General features: G+C 38.2%; 23 protein-coding genes and 1 pseudogene. 1 reads left to right on the top strand and 23 read right to left on the bottom strand.

Annotated elements, in window-relative coordinates:
• Nucleotide 1 precedes the first annotated feature (1 nt).
• The 6 genes from BN988_RS02490 to BN988_RS02465 are packed head-to-tail and all read right to left on the bottom strand — an operon-like array spanning nucleotide 2 to nucleotide 4,864.
• The gene (locus tag BN988_RS02490) at nucleotides 2–988 is read right to left on the bottom strand and encodes a biotin--[acetyl-CoA-carboxylase] ligase (RefSeq protein ID WP_036572848.1); all 987 of its coding nucleotides are present in this window, start codon (nucleotides 986–988) and stop codon (nucleotides 2–4) included.
• Complete coding sequence (locus tag BN988_RS02485; RefSeq protein WP_036572847.1) at nucleotides 964–2,166, bottom strand: CCA tRNA nucleotidyltransferase; 1,203 nt, start codon at nucleotides 2,164–2,166, stop codon at nucleotides 964–966. The genes BN988_RS02490 and BN988_RS02485 overlap by 25 nt, the downstream gene beginning before the upstream one ends.
• Nucleotides 2,167–2,184: 18 nt before the next feature.
• Complete coding sequence (gene bshA / locus BN988_RS02480) at nucleotides 2,185–3,306, bottom strand: N-acetyl-alpha-D-glucosaminyl L-malate synthase BshA (protein WP_036572845.1); 1,122 nt, start codon at nucleotides 3,304–3,306, stop codon at nucleotides 2,185–2,187.
• A complete protein-coding gene (locus BN988_RS02475; RefSeq protein ID WP_036572843.1) occupies nucleotides 3,303–3,725 on the bottom strand; it encodes a methylglyoxal synthase in 423 nt (140 codons plus the stop codon). Before BN988_RS02475 ends, bshA begins: the two co-directional genes overlap by 4 nt.
• Nucleotides 3,726–3,737: 12 nt before the next feature.
• On the bottom strand, nucleotides 3,738–4,529 hold the full coding sequence (dapB, locus tag BN988_RS02470) for a 4-hydroxy-tetrahydrodipicolinate reductase (protein WP_036572841.1): 792 nt from the start codon (nucleotides 4,527–4,529) through the stop codon (nucleotides 3,738–3,740).
• Nucleotides 4,530–4,555: 26 nt separating this feature from the next.
• A complete protein-coding gene (locus tag BN988_RS02465; protein WP_036576287.1) occupies nucleotides 4,556–4,864 on the bottom strand; it encodes a nucleotide pyrophosphohydrolase in 309 nt (102 codons plus the stop codon).
• Between the two features lie 227 nt (nucleotides 4,865–5,091).
• On the opposite strand from BN988_RS02465, the gene BN988_RS02460 reads away from it, so the two are divergent.
• A complete protein-coding gene (locus BN988_RS02460) occupies nucleotides 5,092–5,967 on the top strand; it encodes a YitT family protein (RefSeq protein ID WP_036572839.1) in 876 nt (291 codons plus the stop codon).
• 80 nt (nucleotides 5,968–6,047) lie between these two features.
• Here BN988_RS02460 and BN988_RS02455 read toward each other — a convergent pair whose 3' ends face one another.
• From BN988_RS02455 to ndk, 17 genes and pseudogenes are all read right to left on the bottom strand, one after another.
• Nucleotides 6,048–6,734 carry a zinc metallopeptidase gene (locus BN988_RS02455; RefSeq protein ID WP_036572838.1) on the bottom strand — a complete coding sequence of 229 codons (687 nt, stop codon included), beginning with the start codon at nucleotides 6,732–6,734 and terminating at the stop codon, nucleotides 6,048–6,050.
• A 62-nt stretch (nucleotides 6,735–6,796) separates the two neighbouring features.
• Nucleotides 6,797–6,916: pseudogene (locus tag BN988_RS19380) on the bottom strand (sporulation protein YpjB); the annotation flags it as partial.
• 208 nt (nucleotides 6,917–7,124) lie between these two features.
• Nucleotides 7,125–7,706: a lipoprotein heptaprenylglyceryl N-acetyltransferase LhaT gene (lhaT, locus tag BN988_RS02445; RefSeq protein ID WP_036572834.1), complete on the bottom strand. Its 582-nt coding sequence runs from the start codon at nucleotides 7,704–7,706 to the stop codon at nucleotides 7,125–7,127.
• Nucleotides 7,707–7,910: 204 nt separating this feature from the next.
• Nucleotides 7,911–8,687 carry a menaquinol-cytochrome c reductase cytochrome b/c subunit gene (locus tag BN988_RS02440; RefSeq protein WP_036572833.1) on the bottom strand — a complete coding sequence of 259 codons (777 nt, stop codon included), beginning with the start codon at nucleotides 8,685–8,687 and terminating at the stop codon, nucleotides 7,911–7,913.
• 15 nt (nucleotides 8,688–8,702) lie between these two features.
• Nucleotides 8,703–9,377, bottom strand: coding sequence for a menaquinol-cytochrome c reductase cytochrome b subunit (qcrB, locus tag BN988_RS02435; protein ID WP_036572831.1), 675 nt, complete (start codon nucleotides 9,375–9,377; stop codon nucleotides 8,703–8,705).
• Between the two features lie 6 nt (nucleotides 9,378–9,383).
• Nucleotides 9,384–9,896 (bottom strand): QcrA and Rieske domain-containing protein, encoded by a 513-nt coding sequence (locus BN988_RS02430; RefSeq protein WP_036572830.1) that lies wholly within the window; start codon nucleotides 9,894–9,896, stop codon nucleotides 9,384–9,386.
• Between the two features lie 158 nt (nucleotides 9,897–10,054).
• Nucleotides 10,055–10,516 (bottom strand): YpiF family protein, encoded by a 462-nt coding sequence (locus tag BN988_RS02425; RefSeq protein WP_036572828.1) that lies wholly within the window; start codon nucleotides 10,514–10,516, stop codon nucleotides 10,055–10,057.
• Nucleotides 10,517–10,733: 217 nt separating this feature from the next.
• Nucleotides 10,734–11,309, bottom strand: coding sequence for a ReoY family proteolytic degradation factor (locus BN988_RS02420; protein WP_036572827.1), 576 nt, complete (start codon nucleotides 11,307–11,309; stop codon nucleotides 10,734–10,736).
• Nucleotides 11,310–11,350: 41 nt separating this feature from the next.
• Complete coding sequence (locus BN988_RS02415) at nucleotides 11,351–12,619, bottom strand: tetratricopeptide repeat protein (protein ID WP_036572824.1); 1,269 nt, start codon at nucleotides 12,617–12,619, stop codon at nucleotides 11,351–11,353.
• A gap of 232 nt (nucleotides 12,620–12,851) precedes the next feature.
• Nucleotides 12,852–14,138: a 3-phosphoshikimate 1-carboxyvinyltransferase gene (gene aroA / locus BN988_RS02410; RefSeq protein WP_390620591.1), complete on the bottom strand. Its 1,287-nt coding sequence runs from the start codon at nucleotides 14,136–14,138 to the stop codon at nucleotides 12,852–12,854.
• Between the two features lie 179 nt (nucleotides 14,139–14,317).
• Nucleotides 14,318–15,418 carry a prephenate dehydrogenase gene (locus tag BN988_RS02405; RefSeq protein WP_187120229.1) on the bottom strand — a complete coding sequence of 367 codons (1,101 nt, stop codon included), beginning with the start codon at nucleotides 15,416–15,418 and terminating at the stop codon, nucleotides 14,318–14,320.
• Nucleotides 15,415–16,521 carry a histidinol-phosphate transaminase gene (gene hisC / locus BN988_RS02400; protein WP_036572820.1) on the bottom strand — a complete coding sequence of 369 codons (1,107 nt, stop codon included), beginning with the start codon at nucleotides 16,519–16,521 and terminating at the stop codon, nucleotides 15,415–15,417. Before hisC ends, BN988_RS02405 begins: the two co-directional genes overlap by 4 nt.
• Nucleotides 16,522–16,524: 3 nt before the next feature.
• Entirely contained in the window at nucleotides 16,525–16,899 is a 375-nt protein-coding gene (gene aroH, locus BN988_RS02395; RefSeq protein ID WP_036572818.1) for a chorismate mutase, read from the bottom strand.
• Nucleotides 16,896–17,972: a 3-dehydroquinate synthase gene (aroB, locus tag BN988_RS02390; protein ID WP_036572817.1), complete on the bottom strand. Its 1,077-nt coding sequence runs from the start codon at nucleotides 17,970–17,972 to the stop codon at nucleotides 16,896–16,898. The genes aroH and aroB overlap by 4 nt, the downstream gene beginning before the upstream one ends.
• Complete coding sequence (gene aroC / locus BN988_RS02385) at nucleotides 17,972–19,141, bottom strand: chorismate synthase (RefSeq protein ID WP_036572815.1); 1,170 nt, start codon at nucleotides 19,139–19,141, stop codon at nucleotides 17,972–17,974. Before aroC ends, aroB begins: the two co-directional genes overlap by 1 nt.
• A gap of 102 nt (nucleotides 19,142–19,243) precedes the next feature.
• Complete coding sequence (locus tag BN988_RS02380) at nucleotides 19,244–20,014, bottom strand: CheR family methyltransferase (protein WP_036576286.1); 771 nt, start codon at nucleotides 20,012–20,014, stop codon at nucleotides 19,244–19,246.
• Between the two features lie 82 nt (nucleotides 20,015–20,096).
• Complete coding sequence (gene ndk / locus BN988_RS02375; protein ID WP_036572814.1) at nucleotides 20,097–20,543, bottom strand: nucleoside-diphosphate kinase; 447 nt, start codon at nucleotides 20,541–20,543, stop codon at nucleotides 20,097–20,099.
• Nucleotides 20,544–20,624 lie beyond the last annotated feature (81 nt).

Raw genomic sequence — 20,624 nt, 5'->3', positions numbered from 1 at the left:
CTTAGTCTTCCACAAACCAATCAATTTCAGCTGAGTAAATTTTTTCTGCTTCTCCCTTTGATGATTCAATTAGGAGTGCACCATCCTCTGCGATACCTAAAAAAACGGCTTCCTTCTTTTCAGTACCACTATGTAAAGAAATCATTTCGCCTATCCTAAATCCATAGTTTTCCCATTTTGATTTTACATCACCAAAACCTTTTTTGAGAAAAGATTCGTATTCTTTTTCAAGTCCTTCAAGAATTTTTTGCACTAACTCTATTATTGGCCACTCCTTCTCTGTCTCCATTTTCAAAGAAGTTGCCCTGTAATGGATGGCATCAGGTATTTCTGTATTGTCTTGGTTTACATTTAAGCCTATGCCTACTACCACATACTGGATACGATCTTGTTCAGCCTGCATCTCTGTAAGAATACCAGCTACCTTTTTATTCTGGATAAGTATATCATTTGGCCACTTTATATTAGGTTGTATGCCATCATACTGATCCAGCACCTCAGCAATAGCTGTTGCTGTCATGAGGGTTAGCTGGGGAGCCATATATGGCGGTATATTAGGACGTAAAATGATACTCATCCATACACCCTTTCCTTTTTTGGAGTGCCATACGCGCTCCATTCTTCCCCTGCCACTGGATTGTTCATCAGCTATGACCACTGTGCCATGAGGTGAGTTATCCCGTGCAGCTTGGTGTGCAACAACCTGCGTGGAAGTGACTGTAGGTTTATGAATAATCTCCTTACCTATCCACAACGTGTTAAGACCCCATGTAATAGTATTGGAACTAACGTTTCCTGAAAATTTCTTAATTCTGTATCCTGTTTTAGGTTTCGCCTCTATCACGTACCCATCTTTTTCTAACTCTTTCATGTGTTTCCAAATTGCCGTTCTGGAAATATGTAATTGTTCCGAGAGCTGCTGACCTGAAATATAAGACTCTTTAGCATCTGCAAGTAGTCGAATCAATTTACTTCTGGTGGATTCCATTTTAACCATTCCCTTATTTTTTCTTTCTTATTGGTTAATTTTCTCATTACAACAAGATATTCTACTTGGTTAAGGAGCTTTTGCATCCAAGGGCCTTTTGTTACATCAGGAAATAATTTAATTAAATCATTCCCATCTATTTCAAGCTCTTGCCGATTTTCAATAGGCAGACCAGATACAATAGTTCGCATTTCTTGTAAAGTTGGTATGGCGTGTTCAGAAAGAGCGGTTAATACACGAATAAAACCTGCATAGAGGTCACTCGGTAATTGATAAACAATCCAGTTTTCTAATCCATTGTTTCTAAATTCTGTCACTGCTTCAACTAGTTTGATTGTATTCCGTTTCGATTGATTGGAGGCCTTCCATTCTTTTATCCATGTGTTTACCGAAATTTGTGGGTAAAGGAAGTGAAAAAAGGCAAACATTTCTGCAAGTGAATGTAATGGTGTCTGTTCCGCTGGAAGCAGATTTATTAGACTAGGTTGGTACTTAAAAACAGGGAGATTATTAAAAAGTTCGGTTGTTTTTAACTCCTTCATCGCCTCGGAAATATAATCACCTGCAAAAAACTTTTCCATCTCAACAGCAATACGTTCTACAGCAACAGTATTTATTTCTTTATTTAATGACCTGATCTGGTTTTTCGTTTCTATATCTAGCGTAAATCCAAGCTGACTGGCAAATCGCACCGCTCGAACCATCCGTAGGGGATCTTCTTTAAATCGCTCATATCCATCTCCAACCGTGCGAATAATTCGTTTGTTTAAATCTTCTCTACCATGGTAGAGGTCAATAATTTGTCCTTGCTTATTCATTGCCATAGCATTAATTGTAAAATCGCGTCTTTCTAAGTCTTTATCAATTTTATTAATAAATGCGACATGGTCAGGATGACGGCTGTCAGAATAGGTTCCATCAATCCGAAACGTTGTAACTTCATAGGAAGTGTCCAGATGTCGAACAATAACTGTCCCATGTTCTATCCCTACTGGAATTACCTTATCAAATATATTTTGGACGAACTGCGGTGTTGCCGATGTTGCAATGTCTACATCTCTTATCTTTCTATCAAGCAGATGATCACGAACACAACCTCCAACGAAATAGGCTTCATGCCCGTTTTGTTCAATCCGCTCTAACACGGCAGTCGCTTCTTTAAATGGACTATCAAGCATTTTAATCACCACTAGTGTTTAGTTTAACACCCTATAATAGAGTTCGATATACTGCTGTACAATGCTCTCTGAATTGAAATAGCTGTTGGCTCTATTAAGTGCATTTTGTGAAAACTGTTCTAACTTCTCTGGATCCTGTAATAGTTCAATCCCTAGTGCGGCAGCCCGCTTCGTATCTCCTAGTTCCACGATATAGCCCGTCTCACCGTCATTCACCACTTCCGGTATGCCTCCAATATTTGTTGCAATACAAGGAACTTCACAGGCCATACCTTCAAGCAATACCAATCCGAAGCTCTCTTTCTCAGATAAGAGTAATTTAAGATCTGAAATAGATAAAAGATCACGAATATTTTTCTGTTTACCAAGAAACAGTACCTTATCCTCTATATTCAGATTTTTTACTAGTTGAACTGCATTTGTATATTCTGGTCCATCGCCTATCAAAAGTAATTTACTCTGTACCTCCGATTGGATTTTATAGAAGGTTTGAATGACATCCTCAAGCCGTTTAACTTTACGAAAATTGGAGATGTGAATGACTACTTTTTCTTCGTCCTGGATCCCATATTGCTTTTTCAACTCTGGAATATGCTGCTTATAGTATTCATTTTCATTTACAAAGTTATAAATCACTTCAATTTCTTTATTAACTTGTAGCATTTCTTCTGTTTGTCTAACTAGATCTGCTGACACTGCCGTGACGGCATCTGACTGCTCAATGCCATGCTTAATCATTTTTTGGAAAGTGTTATCTATACCTAAAACCGTAATATCTGTGCCATGAAGCGTTGTTACGATCTTTACCTCATGCTTCGCAATGTCTCTGGCAAGAATAGCACATACAGCATGTGGCATCGCATAATGTACATGTAGTATATCAAGTTTCTCTCTGTCAATAACCTCTGCCATTTTAGTTGCAAGGGCAAGGTCATATGGCGGATATTGAAAAACAGGATAATGATTAAGTTCTACTTCATGGTAAAAAATATTTGGATATACTTTATTTAAGCGAAAGGGCAAACTTGACGTAATAAAATGGATTTCATGCCCTTCCTCTGCCAACCGTATCCCCAGCTCTGTTGCAATAACACCAGAGCCACCAACAGTGGGATAACAGGTAATTCCTATCTTCTTCATCCCTGTTTATCCTCTTCCTCTCTGTCTTTAATGATTTTTCTCCAATCTAAATTCCCTTGATCCAATCCTCGAATAAATATCTCTGCAGCTGCAATATTTGTTGCAAGTGGAATCTGATGAACATCACAAAGTCGCATAAGTGCACTCACATCTGGTTCGTGTGGCTGTGCAGTTAATGGATCTCTGAAAAAAATAACCATATCCATTTCATTATTGGCAATCATGGCTCCAATTTGCTGATCTCCTCCGAGCGGACCAGATTGAAATAAATGTACAGGTAAGGAGGTCGCTTCCGAAATCTTGCTTCCAGTTGTACCTGTCGCAAACAATTGATGTCTTTTAAGAATGGAGGTATAGGCCACAGTAAAGCCAATTATCTCTTGTTTCTTCTTATCATGTGCAATTAAAGCAATATTCATTGTGTTCTCCCCCTATAAAACATTTTCTAAACCATATATAACTTCTTGTATTTCCATTACTTTATCAGTGGCTAGTTTAATCCCTTCCATAAAAGAAGCGCGATTAATTGAGTCATGCTTTATTGTTAAAGTTTGCCCAGGGCTTCCAAAGATTACTTCCTGATGGGCAACTAAGCCTGGTAAACGAACACTATGGATTCGCATTCCATCATAATCTGCTCCCCTTGCACCTGGATAGGTCTCTTTTTCATCTGCATGGCCCTGTTTTTTATATTCCCTAGATTCCTTTATCATTTCAGCTGTTTTTACTGCAGTACCTGAAGGGGCATCTAGTTTGTTATCATGGTGCTTCTCAATAATATCAACGTCTGGAAAATATTGTGCTGCCATTTGAGAAAATTTCATCATTAAAACGGCCCCAATAGCAAAATTAGGCGCAATAATACATCCGATTTTTCTTTCGCTAGCGAGCCAACTTAGCTCATCAATTTGTTCCTCAGTAAAGCCAGTAGTACCAACAACTGGTCGAATACCATGCTCCATTGCCGCTTTCGTATGTTTGTATCCTTGTTCAGGGATAGTTAATTCAATTAGAATATCTGCATCAATTTCACTAAAGCACTCCAATGCATCTTCATAGATTGGCACATCTAGGTTAGGTAACTCCGCTATGTCTGCTAGCTTTTTCCCATTGTTCTTTCGGTCAATACAAGCGACCAAACGCATGTCTTCATGAGATTGCACAAGCTTTATAGCTTCAGAGCCCATTTTGCCACGTGGTCCAGCAATAATTATCTTCTTCATTTTTTGCTTCCTCCCTGACTGGTAATCTACGTTGTTTCCTTTTTTGTCCAGCGATTTTTATCTCTTGTCTCTATTTTTGTTAGTGACGTATTAAACGCATCAGATAAATTAATGTCTAGCGAATTAGCAAAGCAGGAAAGCACAAATAAAATATCCCCTAACTCGTCTTCCACTGTTTTTACCTGCTCGCTTTCCTTTTTGGGCTTTTCCCCATAATAATGGTTGACTTCACGTGCTAACTCTCCCACTTCTTCAGAAAGTCTTGCCATCAAACTTAATGGAGAGAAATATCCTTCCTTGAATTGGGAAATATAATCATCGACACGTTTTTGCATTTCTTTTGTGGTATAGTCATGTGTATGAATAATAAAAAACCCCTTTATATTGATACGATTCATCCAACTAACATTGGCTAGATAAGTCCATACCCAATGAAGTTTCACTTTATCCTATCTAACATGTTAGCTAATAGGCTGTGATTTGACAAACTTTTTATTCTGACATACCTTAATTGGGGCGTGGATATATATTATTTACATATAAATGAAGGGAGGACTTGTCCATGATGTTTGGATTAAAATTAAAAAACATACTCTTTATATTATTAGGTTCTGCTATTTTTTCTTTTGGTATTGTTCATTTTAATATGCAAAATAACCTCGGAGAAGGCGGATTTACCGGGATTACCCTACTCCTATATTTTATTTGGGAATGGGATCCTGCCATTACAAATATATTGTTAAATATTCCTCTATTTTTTATAGGGTGGAAATTTCTTGGCCGGAATACGTTTCTTTACACAATAATCGGGACGTCTGCAGTGTCTGTCTTTCTAAGCATTTTCCAAGCATACCAATTTCAAATAGGCTTACAGAATGATATGACACTGGTAGCTTTATTTGCAGGGGTATTTATCGGTGTGGGACTCGGTATCATTTTTCGTTTTGGTGGAACCACTGGTGGTGTTGACATTATTGCGAGGCTTGTAAATAAATATGCAGGCTGGAGTATGGGGCGCACGATGTTTTTATTTGACTTTGTCGTCATCGCAACATCGGTATTTGCTATTCTTGATCTTGTTGAAGGCATGTACACACTCGTTGCAGTATATGTTGGAGCGAGGGTCATTGACTTTATTCAAGAAGGTGCCTATTCAGCAAAAGGGACAACCATTATTTCCAGTCAAAGCGAAGAAATTGCAGGAAAAATTCTTAAGGAAATGGATCGTGGTGTCACAGTCTTGGATGGCCGAGGCAGTTTTTCAGGAGAGAAGAGAGATGTGCTTTACTGTGTCGTAGCAAGGAACGAAATAGTCAGGTTAAAAGGTATCATTAACTCCATCGATCCTCATGCTTTCGTAGCAGTAAGTACTGTCCATGATGTTTTAGGTGAAGGATTTACATTAGATGAAAATAAGAACCCCCTACATGATGATTAAAAAGAAAGCCAAGCGGTCATATAATGGCCGCTTGGCTTGTTTAATGGGAAAACATATTTAGTGTTGTTTTTAAGCTATCGTTAATCTCTTGAAGCTGCATACATTAGAATGAAGCGAAGAAGCTCGGCTACAGCAACAAGTGCAGCGGCTACATATGTCATTGCGGCAGCATTTAACACTTTTTTGGTTTCGCGCTCTTCATTATTCCGAATAATTCCTGCCGAAACAAGTTGACCCATAGCCCGATTGGACGCATCAAACTCAACCGGCAATGTTACAAGTTGGAATAATACAGCAGCTGCCATAAAAATAATCCCTAAAAGAAATAGTTGAGATATCTGAGTGAAGATCCCTATTAGGATTAGAAAGAACGACATATTTGATCCAAGGCTAGCTACAGGTACAAGTGCACTTCTAAATTTCAGAAATGCATACCCTTGTTCATCCTGGATGGCATGTCCTACTTCGTGAGCAGCAACTGCTGAGGCCGCCATTGAAGGATTATGGAAGTTGCCTGAAGATAAGCGAACGACTTTCTTCCGAGGATCGTAGTGGTCTGATAACATTCCTTTGGTCTCTTGAATCGAAACATTGTATAATCCATTATCATCTAATATTTTTCGAGCAACTTGAGCACCTGTCATTCCAGAAGAAGTTGCTTTATTGGAATACTTTTTGTACGTACTTTTAACTTTTGATTGTGCCCACAACGGGATAATCATAATGAGCGCAATGTAAATGAGATACCCACCTAACCCGCCAAACATTCTACATTCCTCCATGTTTTAAAATAGATTCCTTAAGGTCAATTTTAGTCAAAAATGAGGATTTAGTCAATTATATTGTCTTGTTGCTTTTTCTTCTTTTCTTCCCCTTTATATTTTCTCCAGCTTACATAAGTTAATGTAATGGCAATACAACCACCTACAATTCCGATGGTCCAAAACAATAAAGTAAAATCAGTTTTCATTCCATTTTGCTGTGCTGCTGCGCTAGATGTATAGGCCAGAACGCGGGTTGAAGTTGTCAGCAATGTTATCTTAATCCCTATGAGGATGAACAGTAACCAGCAAATTCTTTTCTTAGCCATAGAGATCACCTCGTATATATCTTCTACATCTACTATATGGCGAGGGACCTCAATATATAACAACAACTCAGGCGCTTATACGGTTATTTCTATTTACTGTATATTTGTAAGCAATAAATATCGAAAGAATACTTAACCAAAACGTAAAGTAACCAATTTCATTCATATAATCGGTTAAGGATGAGTAAATTGGCATCATTCCAAAAACATAATCAATAACATCATTATGCAATGTCCAGATCCCTGCAACGGCAATATGGCGAAGCTTTATTTTGTAATATGGAGCGTATAACAGTCCCTGTAGGGCCATAGCGCCATGCGAAACCATTAGCATATAACCAGCTGGTGAAAGCGAACCATCTATAATTAACGTTAAAAGATTCATTACCACAGCCCATACGCCATATTTAAATAGCATTATGATGCCGAGTGCTTCTATATATGGAATATTCCTTCCAAAGATGAAAAACAAGAGGAAAATGGTAAAGAACAGACTCGCTGTAGGGCTATCAGGAACGAAAATAAGAAAGATGTCAGGGGTTATTGCAAGCTGACTTTCGTACCATATATAGCCATAGATAGTACCTAATAAATTAATAATAAACAATATAATTAAAAAGCGCTTATCACGTAATATGTAGTTAACCATAGCTTCTCCTTTATTCTACGGAATCATAAATTAGAATAACTCGCGTTCGTTTATCTTTTTCGTTAATGTATGTTTTTTCTACTTGAGACTTCACAAATTTCAACTGCTCCAATATTGGTTCCTTAACAAAATTTTATGTATCCCTAATGTCTAAAAAAACACCTTCACCAGTTTACATGGCAAAGGCGTTTTTTTTAGTCATCTTTATTCAGCCTGTTCATTAACCGAAACAATAAAATCTACAAGCTGTTGTAATTCTTCATCACTACCTTGAAATTGTTCGGGTGGCATAGAACCAATCCCTTCAACCGCAATGGTAGCTATTTCTTCAGCTGAGTGCTCTGTCCCTATAAGAGCAGGTGCAGCTCCCCCACCTTGTAAGTCTTCTCCATGACATTGCATGCAGTTATTTTCATAAATAGCATAGCCAGGATCCTCTGTATCAATTTCTACATCAGAGGCGGGAATAGGCTTATTCGCTTCTGCACGTGCTTCCCAGTCAACATGTTCAGCTGACTCATAGGTTAACCACATAACAGATGCAAGCCCTAAAATCATCATGCCAACTGCAACTGGCCGCTGATGTGGCCTTCTACCAGGTCCATTATCAAGGAATGGAGCAAGTAATAGTCCTCCAAATGCGATACCAGGTAAGACAAGAATGCCCAAGATCGTCCAATCACCACTAGCAAATTCATATTTCAGTAATTCATATAAGAATAAGAAATACCAATCCGGTAATGGGATATACGCGGCATTCGTTGGATCGGCTACACCTTCAAGTGGAGAAGGATGAGCCAATGTTAATGTTAAAAATCCAGCAAGGAAGACAGCACCAACCAACCATTCTTTTAATAAAAAGTTGGGCCAGAAAGCTTCTGTTCTTCCGGGATATTCAGAATAATCTTTTGGTACATTAGGTTTTCTCTCAGCAGAGATACGAGAATCACCTACAAATTTCATGCCTTTTCCCTTATGCACAGCTTTCCCTCCTTTTTATAATGGTCCAGAAATACCTTGTCTTCGTATTAGAACAAAGTGTGCTGCCAGTAATCCAAATAAAGCTGCTGGCAGGAAGAATACATGGATTGCAAAGAAACGAGTTAATGTTTGCGCACCAACAATAGATGGATCACCAGATAGTAATGTTTTAAGCTGGGTTCCGATAAACGGAACTTGTTCCGCTATTTCTAACCCAACCTGTGTTGCAAAATATGCTTTGTTATCCCATGGTAATAAATAACCTGTAAAACCAAGTCCAAGCATAATAAAGAAAATTAATACTCCGACAATCCAGTTAAGCTCACGCGGTTTTTTATAAGCCCCTTGGAAAAACACTCGCAATGTATGTAGTAGTAACATGACAATTACAACACTAGCTCCCCAATGGTGCATCCCACGGACAATTTGTCCATGCGCAACTTCTGTCTGCAAGTAATAAACGGACTTCCATGCATTCTCAATATCGGGAACATAGTACATGGTCAAAAACATTCCAGAAAGGATTTGAATGACCACGACAAAGAATGTCAGACCGCCAAAGCAATATACAAATGCAGAGAAGTGATGGGCCGGATTAACATGTTCTGGAACCTCGTGATCAGCAATATCCCGCCATATTGGCGTAATATCTATACGATCGTCGATCCAATCATAAATTTTTTGTAGCATAAATCATTACGCCTCCTCTCTAGGAATTGCATCGCCAAGAAACAACATTCCGTCTCTAACTTCTTGTTCATAAACATCTAGTGGAGCTAATGGTGGTGTACCTGGAACGTTTTCACCGCTCTTGTAATAGCGTCCATTATGGCAAGGACAAAAGAATTCATTCGGATAGGACTCATTACCTTCCCAGGATACGACACATCCTAGATGCTTACATATCGGGGAAAAAGCCTGAATTTCATCATTTTCATCCTTAAATACCCATGCAGACCTACTTACCTCAGACTCATACCATCCATCCACCTGATCAATTTTCCAATCAATTCGTTGTGGCTCTGTTGTGATATCCTCTACAGCCAGACTGACATTGGTCAACCCACCATGTCCAGACTCTTTAAGGACAGGATCTACAGCCATACGAACCATTGGCATTAGCATACCAGCAGCCATAAATCCGCCAACGCCTGTAAGCGTATAATTTAAAAACTGTCTACGGGATACTTGTTGCTTTTTCTCACTCATCTGTTTCCCCCCTCTTTACATTAATCACGGGACAATTATTAGTTAATTATCATATTACTAGGACATTACCATGATAGCGCAAACTGCTTGTCCGGTCAATAAATATTCAGCCTAATAACAAAATTAACTGTTCTAAATGAAAATGCATACATTTTTTATTATACCCAATAGGAACGGATCAATTCTCCTAACTGGTCTACCTGATCTTTAATAACGGCACGCATTTCTGCTGATTGCAGGTTTCCAGATTTACTTCCGGGCAACCAAAGAAGCGTACCATCCAAGTCTTTCTCTAACTTTTTCCAACCAGAATCAAAGGTAAGAAAGAAAACATGTTCAAAAGGCTGTTGCTTTACATCTTGAACCCATTGATTAAGACGAGATACTTCTGTTTCCTTGTTGGTATTTTTTAAGTAGTGTAAAGGCGGTGTTAGTAATACTCTCCCCGTTAGCTCTTTTTCAATTTCATTTGCCAGGATTTGAATGACCTCACTTTGAAAGGTGCTTGACGGTAAGGTATTGTCATCTGAAACCTGAAAAGGCACCAATGGAATAAGCACACTATCGATAAAATCTTTTGCCTCCATATACTGAATAATATCATTCTTTTTCCATTTCATTATTACCCATCATCCTCTCTCTGTTTTACAATGTGTAGCTAAACATTTAAAGTCTATAAGTTCAACCTCATGAGACGATAAAAAGAGGAGGTTTGTAGATACTGTAATGCATCCCCTTTTTTCAGGTCATAGGTGACACGTTTGATGATTCATTAATATAGCTATAAATGCGAAATGCTTACATAAATCTTATCTTAACTGTTCAAAAAAAATCAACCTATTGCTCCTGCAAAGGTTGATTTTTGGAAAACGAGTCTTCTAGTTTCTTTAATTCATTGGAAAGGTCAAGGAACCTTTTCTGATCCATTTTATCTAGAGCCAGATCGATTTCCTGAGTTAAATAGCTTCGTTTAAATGTGTAAATTGATCTTTCTAGTAAATCTTCAGCTATCTGTTGATCCTTTTCTGTTATAAAATATTCATCTGGAATGTAGGGGTTTTCTTCTAATACCGCTACATACGCAGCGTTTTGATAGGATTTCTTAAAATTTAATTGTAAATATAAAGGTTCGTTATGGTTAAGTCGAATGTCATGGAATGATTTTTCAGCATCTGTTGTCACCAATTGGTTTTTATAGAATCTAAATGGTGTCTCTTCGGAACAGTGGCTCGTCATAATGATACCTCGCGGACAAAATTTAGCTTCTCTAACAAAGTGGACATTCGCCAGAATTTCATCATGGTTGACCAAATAATTTAAGATCCATACACTTTCTCTTTTTTTCAGTTGATAATGGTTAAGAAACCACTGAAGAAACCCTTTTTTATCTTGTATGGAAATAGGAGTTTGCATCTATTTTCAGTCCCCCTTCAATTATCTGTTCTTGCATTACATTACGCTTCAGTATTCGCTTGTTTCAAGCGACTTAAAAATCCTTCCACATCATCATCCAAGGGTTGCTGCGCCATATAGGATTCCAATACCGGTATTGCCTCCTGAACCCTCCCTTCCTCTGTAAGAAAATAACCATATTCCTTCATAAAGTCACTGTCCTGATTAAGGCTATTATATGCTTCCTTATAATGGTTTAATGCATCTTTATATAATTCTTCCTCATTATAAGCTCGGGCAAGTTCCCATTCATAAAGAGGATCACTAGCTCCTGTACTTTTAATTTCGCCAACGAGCTCAATAATCCCTTTAAAATTCTCATTATTTTTTAACAGTTCTATTAAAAATAGGACTCCTTCCTTATAATCTGGGTCTATTGCCACAGCTTCACGCATCCACTTTTCACTTTCATCATTTTTATCGAGTTTATGTGCTAACTGACCCGCCATAAAATATAGTTCCTTGTTGAATTCATCATACTTTAATCCTTTAATGGCTGTTTCATAGGCTTCTTTTTCCAAGCCTTCTTCTTCATAAGCACCTGCAAGCTTATGATAAACTGTGTGGTAATATGGATCTGTTTCTACCACGCGTTCCCATGCCTTGATAGCGATGTCTTTCCGATCTGCTTGATTTGCGGTCACACCATATTTGAAAAGAGAATCTGAGTTTTCCATCTCTTGACCTTGGTATATCTCTAATGCTTTTTCATATTCACCTGACGCGGCAAGGGATTCTGCGCGTCTATCATCAATGGACACATTTGCAAGCTCTTTAATATCCATACTTGCAACCTTATCATAATAGGTGGTCGCACCTCGGTATTCTCCAATCGAGAATAGCAATTCTGCAAGCGCAAAATCAATAATAGGTTCATTAGGAGCAACCTGCTTAGCGTTCAATAGCTTTTGCTCAGCTACTTCGAATAATCCTTGAGCCTGGTATAAGTCCGCAAGCTGGATCAGCACCTGAACATAGGCTTCATCATCTTCTTTAACCTCGTTCAATAATTCAATTGCAGACTCATCTTTTTCCAATTCAATGTAAATGTCAGCTAAAGTGATTTTTAACTCACTTTCTTCAGGGTATAATTGAAGCAATTCATCTAAAATCACGCTTGCCTCCTGTAAAAATCCCCACTGCATATAAAGTTCTGCTATTGTATACTTTTCTTCAGCGTCCGCAGTTGGTAAGTACCCCTCCAAGAGTTGTATTGCTTTTTCTGTTTGTTTTGCCTCCATTAAATGGACAGCTTCCATAATTGTTTCCATATATTACGCATCCTTTCCTACCGTACCTTTTCATTATAACCAACCTTGCCGCACAGAAGAGCCATTCGGTTGAATAAAAAATCTATACCGATCCCATAGCTTGAGAAGAAAAAGATAAACTATGTGAATTTCCTTTATAACAAAAATGTTCCTGGAACTAAAAGAATCCGCTTTAAGCAGATTCTTTTAGTTGATTAGTATATATCAACGAATTGTAATATAACGTTACCTTTTATTTTATCCTTTGTAAATCCTCAAAGAAGCTTGGATAGGATATGGCTATAGAAGATATATCATCTATGATAACATCTTCTTCTGTAATTAATGAAGCAATCGCACTCATCATGGCGATACGATGATCGTTATAGGAGGTTGCTTTCCCGCCTTTTAGTTGGGTTTTTCCATGAATAAGCATCCCGTCTGCCGTAGCTTCAACTGATGCTCCTAACCCGTTTAATACATTTGTAACAGCTGTAATTCGATCCGTTTCTTTTACTCGTAGTTCCTCTGCATTTTTAATTACGGTTGTTCCTTCAGCTTGGGTGGCAAGTAAAGCAAGCACTGGAATTTCATCAATTAGGCGAGGGATCAAATCTCCCTCTATCGTTACACTTCTTAGTTCTCCGGCTTCAACGATAATATCTCCGAAACTTTCTCCACCTAACATTTGCTCATTCAAGATATTTATTCGTACACCCATCTTTTGGATCACATCAAGTATACCTGTTCGTGTATGGTTTAATCCAACACGCTTTAATGTCAATTTGCTACCAGGTACGATTGCTGAGGCAACGATAAAAAAAGCGGCTGACGAAATATCACCAGGGACATATACGTCTGTACCCTGCAACATTTTTTCGTTTGTAACCGTAGTTTTTAGTCCTTCTGTTTTAATGGAGGCACCGAAAGCCTGTAGCATTGTTTCTGTATGATTTCTGGTTAGATTAGACTCTCTAACTATCGTTTCTCCTTCTGCCTGTAAACCTGCCAGCAATACCGCTGACTTCACTTGGGCACTTTTAACGGGCAAACTGTAATCAATTCCTATCAATGGCTGGCCTGTAATGGTTAAAGGTAAATAACTGCCAGATTCTGCCCCATCAATTTTTGCTCCCATTTTCTTTAGTGGGTTCACCACCCGATCCATAGGTCTTTTCGTTAAGGAAGCATCGCCATAAACCGTTGAGTTGAACTTCATTCCAGCAAGTACCCCAAGCATTAATCTAGCAGTTGTTCCCGAATTTCCGAAATCAAGTTCTTCTGTAGGTTTCTTTAGGTTTGTTATTCCCCTGCCGTCTATTTTGAGTTCATCTCCTTGTTTATTTATAGAAACACCCATCGCTTGGAAGGCTTTTACAGTTCGCATGCAATCTTCCCCATCAAGAAAATGCCGCACATGTGTAACACCATGTGCCATAGAGCCGAACATTACAGCACGGTGAGAGATCGACTTATCTCCAGGAACTTCTATTTCTCCAACTAGAGAATGATTAACAGCTTTTAATCGCTTTTCCATTATAGCCCTTCCTCCTTTTTATCCCGGAGCAACCGTCCGTAAAACTCCGACTTCAAAAACATGAAGAGAAACCGTTAGTTTTTAGTAGGAGTAAACGGACGTTAACACCCCAATTCGTTCAACTACCAATCAGTGGGAAGAACGAAAACCCCACTGATTGAAGTTTCACTTTATGTTTCTAATTATTTTTCAACCATTGTTTCATAACCATGATCACGTAATAATTGGCTTGCATGGCCCAAAAAAGTTTGGGAAGAAAAAGATAAACGTAATGCTCCCGTGATCCCTTCTCTGATTTCTAGAATTTGAATATTATTAATACTAATTGAATGCTCTGCTAGTAGCTGTGTAACACTAGCAATAGCACCTGTTTGGTCACGGATATCGACATAAAGATCATGGTAAGAAGGAATGGCACCTTTTTCTTTTTTACCAAGTCCGTCTCTGTATTCTTGGGCTTCTTCTAAATAGGAGATCATTGTCTTTCTATCTTTTTGCTCCACTAGTTGCTTAAGAAAGGACATTTCTTTAATCCACTCATCTAGTAATTGAACCATCTTTTCTCGATTATGATGAAAAATATCTTGCCAAAGGACTGGGTTACTTGAGGCAATACGTGTAATATCACGAAATCCCCCTGCTGCCAGATTTGGTAAATACTGATGTGTCTCTTGCCACTTTCTAGCCTGGTGAACAAGGGAAGAGGCGATGAGATGAGGGAAATGTGATACAACCCCTGTCATTTCGTCATGTTCCGTTGCATTCAATTCAATAAATTTACAATTTGTTGCTGATAGGATTTCTTTTAGTTGTTTAACTTGTTTCGTATGTACAGTACTTCCCGAAACGAGGACATATATAGCATTCTCAAATAAATGAGCCTTTGCTGCCTGTACCCCTTTTTTATGTGACCCTGCCATGGGATGTCCGCCTATAAAATATAGGTGTGGATTTACTAAATTCTCAGCTGCCTCCATTACTGGCCTTTTAACAGAGGACACATCAGTAATGATAATGTCTTTTTCAAAACTTACATTATCAAGCAGCTCCATTAATCTAATTGTCTCAGAAATAGGCGCTGCTAGAATGATATAGTCAGCTCTTTTAGCGACTGTCATCAAGTCAGTAGCAGCTTCATGAATTATACCCATTTCTAAAGCAAACTGGAGTGTTTCGTTGTTTGTATCATAACCTATTACATAATGACCATTATCACGAATCACACTCTTCGCAATGGATCCGCCGATTAGGCCAAGGCCTGCCACTACGATTACTTGTTTCACAATGAAAGCTCCTTCTTTAATTGTTCATTATAATTTCTAAGAACATTTTTTAATGTTTCCATGTCCTTCTCCGTACCCAGTGTCATTCTAATTGTTTGTGGACAACCTAGAAGTTCTCCAGGACGGACAATATAGCCACTCTCAATTAGATGTTGGAAGACCTCCATCCCACTAACGGGGGTAGAAACGAGCAGGAAATTAGTTTGTGATGGAATATATCCCCAACCGAGATCATCAAGAAAAGCTTCAAAGGACTTCCTGACTGAAAGATTCTTCGAATAAGTTTCCTCCATAAATATCTCATCTTCTATTGCTATTTGGGCCGCTTTTTGGGCAATAGATGTAGTGTTAAATGGGCCACGAATCACATCCAGCTTTCGAATTAGCTCTGGATTGGCAAGTCCATATCCAATTCGCAGGCCCGCTAGCCCGTAAGCTTTGGAAAATGTCCTTAAGATGATCAAATTGGGATAGCGCGATAGTAATTTTATTGCTTGAGGGTCTTCCCCCTCTTCCATGTATTCATAATACGCTTCATCTAATGCTACTACGACATGTTGTGGACATTTATCAAGAAAGTCATATAGTAACTCTTTTTCAATAACGCTACCAGTAGGGTTGTTTGGAGAACAAAGCCACATAACATTCGTTTGATCATCAATCGCTTTAAGCATAGAATCAAGATCATGAAGCCCCTCAACTGTAGGGACTTCCTTAATGTCTGCTCCTTCAATTAAGGCATTATGTTTATATTGAGGAAAGGATGGTGTAGGCATAATCACATTAGCACCTGAATATAAAAAAGCCCTGCTCAACATTTGAACAATTTCTTCAGATCCGCTCCCGAATATAATTTGATCTTCTTCTACTTCACATTTTTCTGCTATCGCTTTTCGGAGCTCAGTAGAATAACCATCTGGATAAATGTTAAAATCGATCGGGTTTTCTTTAAAATATGCTTTTATTGTCGAAGAATAACCATATGGGTTCTCATTAGAGGAAAGCTTAATGATTCTCTCTAAACCATAAGCTTCCTTAATTTCTTTCATTTGTTTTCCTTGTTGGTATGGCGTCAATTTATCTAGAATCTTTTTCCCTCGCATGAATCACAAACCGCCTTTCTCTGTTAAATCAGGACGTAGCTTTATTGCTTCATTATGAAAGATGTGGTTAATTCTAGACTGGTCAGTTTTTATATTGGCTACCATCATAACTCGGATACAGTTTGTCAGACTGCCTGGCACGTCTATTTCTGACATACACATTACAGGAACATACGTGTAACCTGGCAATTCACGCAAACCTTTGGCTGGAAAGGTTGCATTTAAATCTTGTGTAACAGAGATAAACACATGGGAAATATCTTCTGGTGCAATGTTATTAGCTGTAACCATTTCTTCTATAAGTCTACGTGTTTCTTCTATTATGGTAGTTGCTTCATTTTGAACTACAGTCGTTGCCCCTCTTATACCACGCGTCATACTTCCACCAACCTTTTTGAAAATGAATGTAAATAGGTTTGTAATGCTTCGTCAGAAACAATTCTATTCACAGGTTTTCCTGTAGTTTCTAGGAGTACCATTTGTATATTGTTATCGACCGTTTTTTTGTCTGCTTTCATTTTTTTAATTAATACTTCTGTATCGGAAAGTAACTTCGCATGAAGTGGATAGTCATTTACCTTCATCCAATCGTATATTTCCTTATATGGAAGATTCGTATGAAAAAGGTCCTCACTAATATGCAGTGAGAATAATGTACCGATTGCAACCGCCTCACCATGGGTTAACTTACCGTACCCATGATAAGACTCCAGGGCGTGACCAAGTGTATGACCTAGATTTAAATATTTACGAACTCCAGCTTCTTTCTCATCCTGTTGCACAATAGCTGCTTTCGTCATAATTCCTGCTCGTAAATCCCTGCTAAGTTTGCTAGGGATGAGATTATTTAAGTCTGCCTTTAAAACATTGACTAAAGTAATATGATCCGTAATCAAGGCTTCTTTGACTAACTCTGCGTAACCTGAACGCACTTCTTTTGTAGGAAGTGTAGATAATGTTTCCATGTCATATATGACTGCTGTAGGAGGATAAAAGCTGCCGATGAGATTTTTTCCGTATTCATGGTTAATGGCAACCTTACCTCCAACACTACTATCATGTGCAAGAATTGTTGTTGGCATTTGGATATAATCGACACCACGCATAAAGGTGGCGGCAACAAATCCTGCTAAATCACCTACTACTCCACCTCCAAGCGCTATTATTAAAGAATTTCTATCTAATCCGCATTCTAAAGCAATGGTTTGCAACTTATAGAATGTTGCAATGTCTTTCGATTGTTCTCCTGCGTTAATACTTGTGTGAAAAATGTGTTCGTTATCTAATCCTGCTAATACATCTTCTAAGAACAATTCACCAACTTTTTCATCTGTCACAATTAAGATGGAAGAATAGGCTTTGCTAAGAAAATTACTGAGCTGGGATCGTATTCCTTCTCCCATGGTAATGGTGTAATCGTGCATACTTGATTTGATTACGATTTCCTCCATTAAAAACACCTGATTTCTTCTCTATATTCCTCCACTGCCTTTTTCAGTTGAGAAAATTGATCACTAGTAAATTGTTCTGTTAAAGCATTGGCTAACTCAAACGCTACAACGTGTTCCATAACCACAGCCGCAGCGGGAACCGCACAAGCATCAGATCGCTCTACCGTTGCTTTGAAAGGCTCTTTTGAATCAATATCAACACTTTGAAGAGGCTTTTTCATAAGAGTCGGGATTGGTTTCATAACCCCTTTAATCACAAGTGGCATTCCTGTAGTCATCCCACCTTCAAAGCCTCCTAGACGGTTTGTTTCACGGTAATATCCAGAAGTTTCGTCCCAGGCTATCTCGTCATGTACTTTACTGCCATTTCGGCGGGCTGCTTCAAATCCTAAGCCAAACTCCACTCCTTTAAATGCGTTAATACTGACAACAGCGCCTGCAATCCGGCTATCAAGCTTTCTATCAAAATGTACATAGGAACCCACACCAGCAGGCATTCCTTCTACGTAGACTTCTACCACTCCACCGATCGAGTCTCCTTCTTTCTTTGCCTGATCAATTGCATCCATCATAGGCTGTTCTACTTCTTTATCTAGAACCCTAACTGGGGATTCTTCAGCAGTATTTTGTCTTTCCTGCATAGTTAATTCAGGCTTTTCCTCTGCTTCAATTCCTGCAATCTCCCTAACATAGGAAGCTACCTCTATCCCTAGCTGTCTAAGTAATGTTTTTGCTACAGCTCCGGCTGCCACCCTAGCAGCAGTTTCACGTGCAGATGATCTTTCCAATACATTACGAATATCGCGATGTCCATATTTTAAAGCACCGTTTAAATCTGCATGACCTGGTCTTGGCCTTGTTATGACTCTTCTGATTTTTGTATCTTCATCAATTGGGTCATCACCCATAATATCAACCCAGTGTTTAAAATCATCATTATGTATAACGAGAGATAGCGGTGATCCTAAAGTGTAGCCATGTCTAACTCCGCTCGTAATTTCCACAAGGTCTTTTTCAATTTGCATTCTTTTACCACGCCCATGTCCTTTCTGTCTACGTAGTAAGGATTCATTAATGTTTTCTTTCTGTAATGGCATTCCAGCCGGGACATTTTCAATAATGGTAGTTAATTGTTTTCCGTGGGATTCTCCTGCAGTTAAATAGCGCATATTCATACTCCTTTAAGATTTTTCTAACTACTATAACATATCTTACAGAATTGTGGTAAAAAAAATCATGAAATGCTCAATTTATGTATAAAAGAGCTCATCTTATCGTTTCTCATAGAAGAAAGTATCCTTTAAACTCATCTTGTAGGTAGCTGGACTAAAAATCTGTTCCGTGCTACCGACAAACAGAAAGCCTCCATTTTTAAGTGATGCGCTAAAATTATGATAAATGGTTTCCTTTGCAGGGTCAGTGAAATAAATGAGGACATTTCTACATACGATCAAGTCCATGTTTTTGGGATAACTATCAGCTAGTAAATTGTGCTGCTTAAATATGATCTTTTCTTTAAGAATAGGTTTTACCGTATAAAGGCCATGCTGTTCAATAAAATATTTTTCTTTTAGTTTAGCAGGTAATTCTTTTAAGGACTGCTCACTGTAAATCCCCTGCTTCGCTTTTTCTAAGGCGTTTTGATCAATATCAGTTGCGGTAATCTGAAAATTTGTCTCAGGAAAATATTCATTTAAAAGAATTGCTAGACTATAAGGTTCCTCACCTGTAGAGCATGCAGCACTCCAAATAGATAACTTAGATGTGCTTTTTAGCAACAATGGGAAAATTTCCTTTTCTAATACTATCCAACGCTTTGGATTGCGATAAAATTCAGATACATTAATTGTAATTCTATCTATGAACTCATTTAATAATAATTCTTCTTGATTTAAAGCTTCGAAATATGATTTGAAATTAGAGTAGCCCCTTTTATTTCGTAAAGAGGTAAGTCTTCTTTTCATTTGTGCCTCTTTATATAAATTAAGGTCAATCCCAAGTTTCGATTTTATATTTGCGGTAAATCCAACGTATTCGTCAATCATGTTCATTCCTCTTTCGCCAGCTTAATTTTTTATAAATGAAAAACCTCCGCATTTAAAACGGAGGCTTTTGCTAAACTGCTTAATAAATCCAAGCACTATCCTGTTTTTCGTAAGAAGTGGTTTCGCTTTCATTGAAGAACAACGCTATTTCTCTTTCAGCGCTTTCTGATGAATCAGAGCCATGAATAACATTTTTACCAACTGTCACACCGAAGTCACCGCGTATTGTCCCTGGTGCTGCTTCAAGAGGGTTCGTTTTCCCCATCATTTCTCTTGCAGTCGGGATAACATCATGCCCTTCCCAAACCATTGCAAAGACAGGGCCAGAGGTAATAAATTCAACCAATTCCCCGAAGAAAGGTCTTTCCTTATGCTCAGCATAATGATTTTTTGCTAGGTTCTCTGAAATTACCATTAGTTTTGCACCAACGAGTTTAAAACCTTTTCTCTCAAAACGGTTTACGATCTCGCCAATTAAGTTACGCTGTACACCATCGGGTTTTACCATTAAAAAAGTTTTCTCCATGCTTTCACCCCTCTAATATGTATAGGCTTAATAGACTACCGTAAAATTCTATCAAATTTTTTGAAAAATAACAATAGATTT

Origin of the sequence: Oceanobacillus picturae, from assembly GCF_000612865.1 — a bacterium.
Classification (GTDB): domain Bacteria; phylum Bacillota; class Bacilli; order Bacillales; family Amphibacillaceae; genus Oceanobacillus_B; species Oceanobacillus_B jordanicus.
Note: the sequence above shows the minus strand (reverse complement) of the source record. Positions and strands in the feature narration are given on the sequence as shown.